General features: G+C 73.3%; 11 protein-coding genes and 1 pseudogene. 6 read left to right on the top strand and 6 right to left on the bottom strand.

Annotation, left to right across the window (positions count from 1 at the left end; all coding sequences use genetic code 11):
- Nucleotides 1-247: 247 nt before the first annotated feature.
- Complete coding sequence (locus KS423_RS28595; protein ID WP_224282662.1) at nt 248-1,135, bottom strand: LLM class flavin-dependent oxidoreductase; 888 nt, start codon at nt 1,133-1,135, stop codon at nt 248-250.
- A 128-nt stretch (nt 1,136-1,263) separates the two neighbouring features.
- Nucleotides 1,264-2,175: a serine/threonine-protein kinase gene (locus KS423_RS28590; protein ID WP_224282661.1), complete on the bottom strand. Its 912-nt coding sequence runs from the start codon at nt 2,173-2,175 to the stop codon at nt 1,264-1,266.
- 87 nt (nt 2,176-2,262) lie between these two features.
- Between KS423_RS28590 and KS423_RS28585 the strand changes: the two genes are divergently transcribed.
- From KS423_RS28585 to KS423_RS28575, 3 genes are all read left to right on the top strand, one after another.
- Nucleotides 2,263-2,808 carry an RNA polymerase sigma factor gene (locus KS423_RS28585; protein ID WP_224282660.1) on the top strand — a complete coding sequence of 182 codons (546 nt, stop codon included), beginning with the start codon at nt 2,263-2,265 and terminating at the stop codon, nt 2,806-2,808.
- The gene (locus tag KS423_RS28580) at nt 2,805-3,629 is read left to right on the top strand and encodes a hypothetical protein (RefSeq protein WP_224282659.1); all 825 of its coding nucleotides are present in this window, start codon (nt 2,805-2,807) and stop codon (nt 3,627-3,629) included. Before KS423_RS28585 ends, KS423_RS28580 begins: the two co-directional genes overlap by 4 nt.
- 94 nt (nt 3,630-3,723) lie before the next feature.
- On the top strand, nt 3,724-4,407 hold the full coding sequence (locus KS423_RS28575) for a hypothetical protein (protein WP_224282658.1): 684 nt from the start codon (nt 3,724-3,726) through the stop codon (nt 4,405-4,407).
- A 372-nt stretch (nt 4,408-4,779) separates the two neighbouring features.
- Here KS423_RS28575 and KS423_RS28565 read toward each other — a convergent pair.
- Nucleotides 4,780-5,043 (bottom strand): annotated as a pseudogene (locus tag KS423_RS28565) (LLM class flavin-dependent oxidoreductase); the annotation flags it as partial.
- A 60-nt stretch (nt 5,044-5,103) separates the two neighbouring features.
- Here KS423_RS28565 and KS423_RS28560 point away from each other — a divergent pair.
- Together KS423_RS28560 and KS423_RS28555 are read left to right on the top strand one after the other, a co-directional pair.
- Complete coding sequence (locus KS423_RS28560) at nt 5,104-5,418, top strand: hypothetical protein (RefSeq protein WP_224282657.1); 315 nt, start codon at nt 5,104-5,106, stop codon at nt 5,416-5,418.
- Nucleotides 5,419-5,450: 32 nt separating this feature from the next.
- Nucleotides 5,451-6,698, top strand: a complete 1,248-nt coding sequence (locus KS423_RS28555) for a hypothetical protein (RefSeq protein WP_224282656.1) — start codon at nt 5,451-5,453, stop codon at nt 6,696-6,698.
- A gap of 51 nt (nt 6,699-6,749) precedes the next feature.
- Here the strand turns inward: KS423_RS28555 and KS423_RS28550 are convergent, their stop codons facing one another.
- On the bottom strand, nt 6,750-6,938 hold the full coding sequence (locus KS423_RS28550) for a hypothetical protein (RefSeq protein WP_224282655.1): 189 nt from the start codon (nt 6,936-6,938) through the stop codon (nt 6,750-6,752).
- Nucleotides 6,939-7,099: 161 nt separating this feature from the next.
- On the opposite strand from KS423_RS28550, the gene KS423_RS28545 reads away from it, so the two are divergent.
- Complete coding sequence (locus KS423_RS28545; RefSeq protein ID WP_224282654.1) at nt 7,100-7,942, top strand: HAD family hydrolase; 843 nt, start codon at nt 7,100-7,102, stop codon at nt 7,940-7,942.
- A gap of 22 nt (nt 7,943-7,964) precedes the next feature.
- Here the strand turns inward: KS423_RS28545 and KS423_RS28540 are convergent, their stop codons facing one another.
- Both KS423_RS28540 and KS423_RS28535 read right to left on the bottom strand, forming a co-directional pair.
- A complete protein-coding gene (locus KS423_RS28540; protein WP_224282653.1) occupies nt 7,965-8,882 on the bottom strand; it encodes a phosphate ABC transporter ATP-binding protein in 918 nt (305 codons plus the stop codon).
- Nucleotides 8,883-8,905: 23 nt separating this feature from the next.
- Nucleotides 8,906-9,755: class E sortase (locus KS423_RS28535; RefSeq protein WP_224282652.1), on the bottom strand; the 850-nt coding region annotated here is incomplete at its 5' end.

Raw genomic sequence — 9,755 nt, 5'->3', positions numbered from 1 at the left:
GCCGGGGCGCCGGTGGGCGCGGCGGAGGCCGCGCCGGTCGGCGCGTTTCCCGCGCCCTGGTCCGAGGAGTTGTCCGGGCCGCAGGCGGCCAGGCCGAACGCCGCGGCGGCGACCAGGGCGGTGGCGAGCAGTCTCCTGGAACTGGAAGAAGGCATGACGAAGGAACCCCCGTGGTGACGCATGATCAGTTTCGTGGTGCGGCGGACAGACTAGCGCCCCGGCCCGACACCCTCGCCGACGGCGGGGCTCAGCCCAGCTGGGCGAGGCCCTCGGTGGCGATCCTCTCGAAGACCGCGAGGTCGTTCTCGAAGACCGAGTCCGGGACGGGCCAGTGGATCACCAGCTCGGTGACGCCCAGCTCCCGGTAGGTGCCCGCCCAGTCGACGAAGGCGTCCACCGACTGCAGCGGCTTCTCCGCGGTCGAGCCCTGGAGCAGCACCTTCTCCAGCGTCGCGACGTCCCGCCCGACGGCCTCGCAGGCCGCCGTCAGCTTCTCGATCTGCCGTGCGATCACGCCGGGCGCCTCCGCCGGCGGCACGTCCGCCGGGCCCTTCGGGTCGCCGTACGTCACCCAGCCCTGTCCGTACTCGGCGGCCAGCTTCAGCCCGCGCGGGCCGGCCGCCGCCACGTAGAACGGCACCCGCGGGTTCTGCACGCAGCCGGGGATGTTCCGCGCCTGGACCGCCGAGTAGTACGTTCCCTCGCGGGTCGTGGCGTCGTTGCGCAGCAGCTCGTCCAGCAGCGGCACGAACTCCCCGAACCGGTCCGCCCGCGCCCTCGGCGACCACGCCTCCTGCCCCAGCGCCGTCGCGTCGAACCCCGTCCCACCGGCCCCGATCCCCAGCGTGAACCGCCCGCCGGACACGTCGTCCAGCGTGATCAGCTCCTTCGCCAGCGTCACCGGGTGCCGGAAGTTCGGCGAGGACACCAGCGTGCCCAGCCGCAGCCGCTCGGTGGCGGTGGCGGCGGCCGTCAGCGTCGGAAGCGAGCCGAACCACGGCTCGTCCTGGAACGACCGCCAGCTCAGGTGGTCATAGGTGTACGCGGCGTGGAACCCGAGCTCCTCGGCCCGCCGCCAGATCTTCTGTCCCTCGCTCCACCGGTGGATGGGGAGGATCACGGTGCTCAGACGCATGCCCCCGACCCTACGGGAGCCGTCAGCGGCCAGGCGCCCTCTGACTTAACGACCGGCTCCTTCACGCGTTCGCGGCCGGATTCCTCTCCAGGACACGACCGCCGGTGCGGACCGGCCCCCTGTCGGATTCAACGCTGCAGCCAGCTCAGCAGGGTCGTCGCCGTGAACACCGTGCCCGACGCCAGACAGACCGCGCGCGTTGTCAGCCACCCCGGGCCTTCCGGGGGCTGGGACTGCGGGACCGGAGCCAGCAGCGCGTCCGCGAAGGCCTGGGCGGTCGGCGGTCGGTCCGCCGGCTCGACGGACATCGCGGCCCGTAGCAGCAGGACGACGTTCGGTGGGAGTTCCGTTCCGGCTGGGAGCGCCGGCAGCGTCGAGGCGGCCGGCTGGTCGGTCATCAGGGCTGTGGCGCGTCCGCCCGGGCCGAACGGCTTCTGCCCGGTCAGCAGCTCGTAGGCCACGACGGCCAGCGCGTACACGTCGGCCCTCCCGTCGAACCCGCCGGTCTGGAAGGCCTGTTCCGGTGCCATGTACGCGGGCGTGCCCGTGGTCACCGTCAGCCCGGATGCGTCGGCCAGTTGCTTCGCGCTGCCCAGATCCGCCACCAGCACCGCGGCGGGCTCAGGGCCGGTGGCGAGCAGCAGGTTGGACGGCTTGACGTCGCGGTGCACCACGCCCTCCTCGTGCAGGACCTGGACCGCGTAGCCCGCCTCCGCGGCCAGCCGCAGTGCCTCCTGCGGGTCGCACTGCCCGACCCGGTCCGCCAGGGTGCCGCCGCGTACGTAGTCCATGACGAAGTAGGGCCGGTCCTCCTGCACCCCGACGTCGTGCACCCGGACCACCCGCGGGCTGGCGATCCGGCGCAGCAGCCTCGCCTCCGCCAGGAACCGCTCGCGCACATCGGCGTTGGCGGCCCAGTTCTCGGCCAGCACCTTCACCGCGACCTCGGTGTCGAGCTCCGGATCGTAGGCCTTCCAGACCGTCGCGAAGGAGCCGGCGCCGAGCCGCTCCGTGAGGAGATAACGGCCGAGCTTGCGCATGTGGCAGCATTCTGCCGGAGTCGTGGGGAGTGCGGAACTCCCGTTCGACGGGTGGCAGGCCAGGCGGGACGAAACGGGGGGATCCGGGTGTTCGAGGACGGCGAGCTGGAACGGCTCGTGACGGCTGCTCAGGCAGGGGACCCGGGGTCGATGGAGTACCTGCTGGCCAAGCTGCGGCCGGTGGTGCTGCGCCGCTGCTCGCGCTTCCTGCCCCACCACGCCGACGCGGAGGAGGCAGCGCAGGACGCGCTCCTGTCCATCAGCACGCACCTGGGCACGTACGGCGGCCACGGCTCCTTCCAGGGCTGGGTGACGGTGATCGCCTCGAACGCCGCCCGCTCCACCTACCGCTCGATGCGCCGGCGCGCCGAGGACAGCCACGCCGACCTCCCCGAGCCCGTCGACCCGCGCACCACCAGCGTCATCGCCGGGACCCGGCTCGACGTGATGGAGGCGCTGGCCGCGCTGGAGCAGCAGCACCCCACCCTGGTGGAGGCCTTCGTGCTGCGCGACCTGGGCGACCTGACCTACGTCCAGGTGGCCGAGGAGCTGGACGCCCCGTTGAGCACGGTCAAGGACCGTATCGACCGGGCCCGTCGCTTCATGCGCGAGCGTCTGGTCACCGGTCTGTGAAAGGCGGCCACGCCGTCGTCCGGCGCCGGTCCGCCGTCGCCGCCCTGGTGGCCGCCGCCGCGCTCGGGCTGGCGACCGGCCGGTTCGTCCTGCCACCGCCCCCCGGCACCACCGCGCACGCGGCAGCGGGGTCGGGTGCCGCGGTCGGCGGGGCGTCCCCGGGCGCGTCCGCTCCCGCGACGCCCAGCGGGTCCGTCCTGACGCCCGCGCCCTCCGGCTCCGGCGCGCCGACCGGTGCGACCGGACCGGTGACGACCGCGAACCTCCTGGAACCCGCGGCGTTCAGCCCGGAGTTCGGCATCGGGCAGATCCACGTCACCGACCGGTACGGCGACGGGGCTTACGCCAACGCGGCCTGCACCGGCGAGAAGACCCTCACCCAGACCCTGGGCGGGCGCGGTGCCCACTTCCGCGGGCTGATGACCAGCCCCCGCACCAGCCCGGACGACCCCACAGTGGCCGGCGACAGCGGCGGCCAGGTCGCCCGCGAGGTCGCCGCCGACGCCCGGAGCCCTTCCCTGGCGGAGAACTACAGCGAACGCCTGCTGCTGGAGGAGGTGCCCTGCCAGGAGCAAGCGCCAGGGCACTGGGTCTACGGAAGGACCACGACGCTGCAGCTCGCCCCGGACGTCACCGCGCGCTGGATGGGCACCTACCAGGGATCGCTCAACACCACCGGCAGTGCGCCCGAGGGCAAGGAGCCCTGCGGCGGCATCGCCGTGCTGCGCAGCGGCAACCACTACGGAGTGCTGGAGGTCCACGCCTGCCTGGGCACGGCCGCGATGGACCGCGTCGTCAGGACCGCTCTGTCACAGCTGTGAAACAGCCGGTCAGGGCTCCGACTTTCCCTCCCCCGGCGGCATCTCCCCGGTTGTACGAGGACGCAGCAGGCGTCCCGACCAGCATGGGGACCAGATGACCGAGAACCAGACCGTCCAGCAGAAGTCCGTTCGCCGCAACCGGATCGCCGCCGCGGCCTGCTTCGCCGCCGCACTGATCACGGCCAGCGTCGTCGGCACCCAGTCGGCCACCGCCGAAGGGGCCGCGCAGAACGCTGCCCGCCCGGCTGCGGTCGCGGCCGCCGCGCCCGGACTCGGCTCCGCCAAGCTCGTCCAGAGCGAGGACTTCCAGCAGGGCCTGAACCCGGTCGGCGCGACCGTTGCGCTGACCGGACGCCAGGGGCTGTCCGCGTGCTCCGGCGAGGAGACGATGCGCGACCTGACCAAGGACAAGGCCACCGCGTACGCGTCCGTGACCTGGACCTTCGACACCGACGGCCTGCTGATCGAGTCGGCCGCGAGCGCCCCCACCGGGACCGAGGCCGCCGCCTGGGAGCAGCAGCTCGTCGCGCTCGTTCAGGACTGCCAGGACGAGCCCGCCGGACACTGGTACTACGGCGCGGCCCACACCCTGAACGTCACCAGCGGCACCGCCCACTGGTACCCGGCGTACAACGGCGACGGCACCGTCAGCGGCGGGGTCGCGGTCCTGCGCAGCGGCACCAGGGTCGCCATCGTCGAGCTCACCGGCCGGCCCACCGACGCCCCGACCTACGTCGAAGGCATCGCCACCGCAGCACTGAAGCGCCTCTCCTCCTGAACGGCGGCCCCGCTCCGCCCGCGCCGCCGGGCGCAGCCGGCCCCGAACCACCCGGCACGGCACGTACGACGGCGCGGTCGAGGCCAGGAACATCCCCGGCTGCGTGCAGGCCCCGCGGGTCTCCTCCTACGTCGCCGCCACCGGCCCGCACGGGCTGAAGCCGGCGGCCGGGTACGGGCAGGGCTGGGTCACCTACGGCGACCCGCGCGGCCCGGCGGACGTGCCGGTCGAGCAGGCCCCGGCCGTGGTCGCGGGGCAGCTGGAGAAGCCGGCCGCCGCCTGCGCGGAGCGCGGACGCGACGCCGCCAGCCTGCCGGGGGCTCTTCCCGAGTGGGCCGCCAGGGACCGTCCGCAGTGTGTTCTCGCAGGTCAGACCGTGACGGGTGAACGAGGCTTGACCGAGGACACCAGCGTGCCCAGCCGCAGCCGCTCGGTGGCGGTGGCGGCGGCCGTCAGCGTCGGAAGCGAGCCGAACCACGGCTCGTCCTGGAACGACCGCCGGCTCAGGTGGTCATAGGTGTACGCGGCGTGGAACCCGAGCTCCTCGGCCCGCCGCCGGATCTTCTGTCCCCCGCTCCACCGGTGGATGGGGAGGATAACGGCACTCAAGCGCGTGCAACGACGATACGCGCGCATCTCGGCGCACCTTCGGACCGCTCGCGCAACGGTGAAGGGGAGGTCGGCTAGCGTGGCGCCATGGGCACACTGAGCAGGCGAGAACTGACCGCGCTGGTCGAGGAGGCGACGGTCGACACCTACGACGAGCACGAGGAGGTGTCGGCTCTGTTCACCGCCGTCGAGGAGAACCTGGCGGTGCCGTTCAGCACCTCGGTGCTGGGCGTCGAGGTGACCGTGCGCGGCGTCGACCTCTCACGGGACGGAAGGATCGTCGCCCTGTGCACCCGCGGCAAGTTCCGACAGAAGATCGGGCTGCTGGACCTTCCCCTGCCGGAACCGGCTCCGGACGGAGCGCAGTGGGTCGAGGCATATCGCCACTACTGGGCGCAGTGAGCGTCGGAACCTTCGAGAACGGGAGGGCTCGCATGACTGTCGTGGTGCCGAGCGAGGAGGAGGCGTCATTGCGAGGCCTGATCGAGCGCTGCGCCGAACTGAAAGGCGAACTGGTCGAGTTCGCCCAGAGCGCGCGCTTCGACCGGTGGCTGACCCCACTCCTGCTGGAGGCAGCCGGCCCCGAGCGACGGCTGGATGAGGATGAGGCGATCCGGATCATCGATCACTTCATCCTGCGGTTCCCTCTGCCGGACGGTTCGACCGTGGTGGACCGGTTCGTCGCAGGGCGGCGGGACCTGACCGAGGCCGACCGGGCGATGCTGCTCGGCTGGCGTGACCCGGTCGAGGGCATCTTCGAGGTCCGGCGCAAGGACGGGGACGCCGTCGTCCTGCTGAACCTGATCGACGACCTGGAGTACCGCACGTACTCGAACGTCGGGCGGGCGGCCTTCCGCGGAGTGTCCAAGGGGGGATTCCTGCACACCTGCCTGGTGCCCGTCCACTCGGCCGACGGGGCGTGGCTGATCTCCGGAATGATGTCGCACTACCCGAAGTCCAACGCCACCGAGATCGCCCGGGCCGCGCTCCACCTGGCCACCAATCACCCCGAACTGGTCTTCCGCAACCCGGAGAAGATCGAGCAGGGATGGGAGTCGATGCGGGCGGACCGGGCCGCGTTCATCCGGTTCTGCGGCAGCGACGAACTGGTCCTTCCCCCTGCCGAGGTCGAGGAGAGGCTCAACTCCTACTACCGGCACCGGCAGGAGGCCGCAGTCGCCGAGCGGCCCGACCGGGCCCGGGGCGGGCGGCTGCCGGGAATCGATCTGCCGGCCTTCGAACTGCCGCAAGCCCTCGCGGACTCGGACACCATCGGCGTCATCTACGACGAAGTCGACGGGCTCAACTTCTACGCGGACTACGGGATGCTGCGGGACCTCTTCACCGACCCGGCCCTCGCGGGCCGCAGGCGGCACCAGGACCTGCTGCGCGTGTACCTGCGCGAGGAGTCGATCGCGCCGCTGCCGATCCGCCGCCTGGCCGCCGCCCACCCGGAGACGGTCGACGCGGTGTTCCGGAAGCTGCTGCGCAAGCCCGACTTCACCTGGAGCGAGCACGGAGATGCCCTGCTGCGCCGACGCAAGCCCTGGTACTACGAGAACGAGCCCCGCCCCGGCTTCTCCGTGATCGGCGAGCGCCTCAGCGAACTCGTCGCCGCCGGCGGCCGACGGCAGAAGTTCACCAGGGCGCGGCGCGTGCCTCGCAGGCCCGGTCACCCGTAGCCGGCGCGCAAGGAACCGGAGCGAGCCGGCCCGGCCGCGGTGCAGGCGGGGCTAGGGGTGCGGGCGGGTGCGTTGGGCGGGGAGGGACGGGGCGGAGGTGCGGCGGGCGAGCTCGGCGAGGGTGTGGAAGAGGACGTCGCCGAGCAGGACCGGGTCGCGCGAGGCGTCGGGCGCCTGCGGGTCACGGGTGTCGGGGCGGGCGGTCGGGGGCGGCTGGTCGCGGAGCTGGCGTGTGGGCATGGCTCTTCCTGCCGACGGGGTTGCCGTGGGCAGTCATGCCCGCCGTAGCCGACCGGACACCCCGGGTGCGGGGGGATCGGCCGGAAACGGCGCATGAAGGGCTTGATCACGGCACGGACGGCCCGTGGCCGCGTCCCCGCGGCGGTGCCCCGGCCGCGCCGATGGGCGAAGATGGTCCGGTGACCGAACCCCGTACCGCGCCCCGCCTCATCGCCACCGACCTGGACGGCACCCTGCTCTGCTCAGGCGGCACCGTCACCGACCGCACCGCCGCGGCCCTGGCGGCGGCCGAGGCGGCCGGGGTGCAGGTGGTGTTCGTGACCGGGCGCCCGCCGCGCTGGATGCAGCAGGTGAGCCCGCACATCGGCGGTCACGGGGTGGCGATCTGTTCCAACGGCGGCGCGGTGGTGGACGTGCGGCGCGGCGAGCTGCTGGAGACCTTCCCGCTGCCGGTGGAGACCACCCTGGCGGTGGTGGACGCGCTGCGGGCCAAGCTGCCCGGCACCGCGTTCGCCTTCGAGCACCCGGGCGGCTGGGCCCGCGAGGCCGGGTACGCGGTGCCGATGTGGGGCGACGAGATCGAGCACGAGGTCGGCCCGGCGGAGGAGCTGCTGGGGGCCGGCGGGCCGGTCCGGGGCCTGTTCAAGCTGCTGGCCAAGCACCCGGACCTCGACCCGGACAAGTTCCTCGCCGAGGCCCGGGAGGCGGCCGGGCACCTGGCCGAGATCACCCGCTCCGCGTCGATCCCGCTGCTGGAGATCAGCGCGCCCGGCGTCACCAAGGCCAGCACGCTGGCCCGCTGGTGCGCCGGGCGCGGGATCGACCGGAGCGAGGTGGTGGCCTTCGGCGACATGCCGAACGACCTGGAGATGCTGGCCTGGGCCGGCACCGCGTACGCCGTCGCCAACGCGCACCCGCAGGTGCTGGCGGCGGTGCCGCTGCACACCGTGAGCAACGAGCAGGACGGCGTCGCGGCGGTGCTGGAGCGGCTCCTCGGCCTGTAGCGGGCCGGCCCGCCGGACCGGCCTAGCCGAAGCGGCCGTTGACGTAGTCCGAGGTCCGCTGGTCGCGCGGGCTGCCGAAGACCTGCTCGGTCGGCCCGGCCTCGACGATCCGCCCCGGGGTGTCGTGGGTGGCCAGGAAGAACGCGCAGGTCTGCGAGACGCGTTGGGCCTGCTGCATGTTGTGGGTGACGATCACGATGGTGAGCCGCCCGCGCAGCTCGGCGATGGTCTCCTCGACCCGCCGGGTGGAGGTCGGGTCGAGCGCGGAACACGGCTCGTCCATCAGCAGGATGTCCGGCGAGACGGCCAACGACCGTGCGATGCACAGGCGTTGCTGCTGTCCGCCGGAGAGCGCCCCGCCCGGGGTGTGCAGCCGGGTGGACACCTCGTCCCAGAGCCCGGCCCGGCGCAGGCTGGTCTCCACCAGGTGCCGGCGCTCCTCCTTGGACGCCTTGATCCCGGCCAGCTTGAGCCCGCTGGAGACGTTGTCCTGGATGGACATCGCCGGGAACGGGTTGGGCCGCTGGAACACCATGCCGATCCGGCGCCGCACCTCGGCGGGCCGGCGGCCGGGCCGGTAGACGTCGTCCCCCTCCAGCAGCACCTCGCCGGAGAGGGCGGCGCCGCGCACCATCTCGTGCATCCGGTTGAGGATGCGCAGGTAGGTGGACTTGCCGCAGCCGGACGGGCCGATCAGCGCGGTGACCTCGCCGGCCGGCATCGCCAGCGAGACCCGTTCCAGCACCTTGCGGCTGCCGAACCAGGCGGAGACCTCCCGGGTCTCCAGCCCGGCGAGCGGCTCGCCGCCGGGCCGGCCCTCCGGGTACTGCTGGTCGGTGTACGGGGCGGGGGCGACCGGGGGCAGGGTGATGGTGTCGGCGACCGGGTCGGCCGGCGAGGGGTCGACCAGTGGGGTGTCGGTCAGTGGTGCGTCGGTCATCGGAACGGTCCTCCGGGCGCGCGTCAGTAGAGGTTGGGCAGCAGGGCGGCGGCATTCTCGTAGACCGCCCAGAGCAGCGCGCCGACGACCGGCGCGAGGCTCAGGTACGCGGCCGAGCGCCGCCAGTACCGGGCCAGCACCAGGGCGCCGGCCACCGCCCCGAGCAGGCCGAGCGACCACAGCTGGAGCGTGGCCAGCGCGCCCTTGTCCGCGGCCAGCGCCTTGTCGTACCGGACGGTCGCGGGCCGGCCGCCGGGGTTCTGCTCCGGGTCGCCCTCCAGCCGGGCGCCGATCAGCACGGTGGAGCCGGGGATCCAGTCGGAGTCGCCGGTGACCAGCACCAGCCGGTTGCGGGCCGGGTCGGCGATCGGGTGGTCGCCGTCTCCGTACACGTTGACGGTGTAGGTGAACCTGCCCTGGCCGGTGGTGGCTTCGATCTTGTCGCCGACCCGCAGCTTGGACAGCTCGGCGAACGGCGCGCCGAAGGTGGCGCCGCGGCCGAAGACCACGGCGACCCCGCGCTGGCCGGGCAGCGCGGTGTCCCGGCGGTGGCCGGGGCCGCGCATCAGGTCCCGGCCGGTGGTGCCCTCGACCACCACGGCCTGGTGCAGGCCGATCGCCGGGATGTCCAGCAGCGCCACCGGGTCGCCGTCGGCGGCCGCGCCGGTCGGGGCGACCGCCCGGGCCAGCTGGTCGCGGAAGGTCTTGTACGCGGTGGACTGGTAGTGCTTCTGCTGGACGTGCGAGAGCGTGAACAGGTACCCGACGAAGCCGAGCACCAGCGCGGCCGCCAGGCTGACCGCCCAGGCGCCCTGGAGGAACCGCCGCCGCCCGGGGGAGACCGCGGGCCGGGCCGGGGCGGTGGGCGCGGCG

The organism is Streptomyces sp. LS1784 (genome assembly GCF_020103755.1).
Lineage (GTDB): Bacteria > Actinomycetota > Actinomycetes > Streptomycetales > Streptomycetaceae > Kitasatospora.
Note: the sequence above shows the minus strand (reverse complement) of the source record. Positions and strands in the feature narration are given on the sequence as shown.

Excerpts from the sequence above, each read along its gene's own strand:
- KS423_RS28540 (WP_224282653.1), bottom strand. The coding sequence starts at position 8,882 with ATGACCGACGCACCACTGACCGACACCCCACTGGTCGACCCCTCGCCG.
- KS423_RS28555 (WP_224282656.1), top strand. The coding sequence starts at position 5,451 with ATGACTGTCGTGGTGCCGAGCGAGGAGGAGGCGTCATTGCGAGGCCTG.
- KS423_RS28575 (WP_224282658.1), top strand. The coding sequence starts at position 3,724 with ATGACCGAGAACCAGACCGTCCAGCAGAAGTCCGTTCGCCGCAACCGG.
- KS423_RS28545 (WP_224282654.1), top strand. The coding sequence starts at position 7,100 with ATGGGCGAAGATGGTCCGGTGACCGAACCCCGTACCGCGCCCCGCCTC.
- KS423_RS28595 (WP_224282662.1), bottom strand. The coding sequence starts at position 1,135 with ATGCGTCTGAGCACCGTGATCCTCCCCATCCACCGGTGGAGCGAGGGA.
- KS423_RS28560 (WP_224282657.1), top strand. The coding sequence starts at position 5,104 with ATGGGCACACTGAGCAGGCGAGAACTGACCGCGCTGGTCGAGGAGGCG.
- KS423_RS28550 (WP_224282655.1), bottom strand. The coding sequence starts at position 6,938 with ATGCCCACACGCCAGCTCCGCGACCAGCCGCCCCCGACCGCCCGCCCC.
- KS423_RS28590 (WP_224282661.1), bottom strand. The coding sequence starts at position 2,175 with ATGCGCAAGCTCGGCCGTTATCTCCTCACGGAGCGGCTCGGCGCCGGC.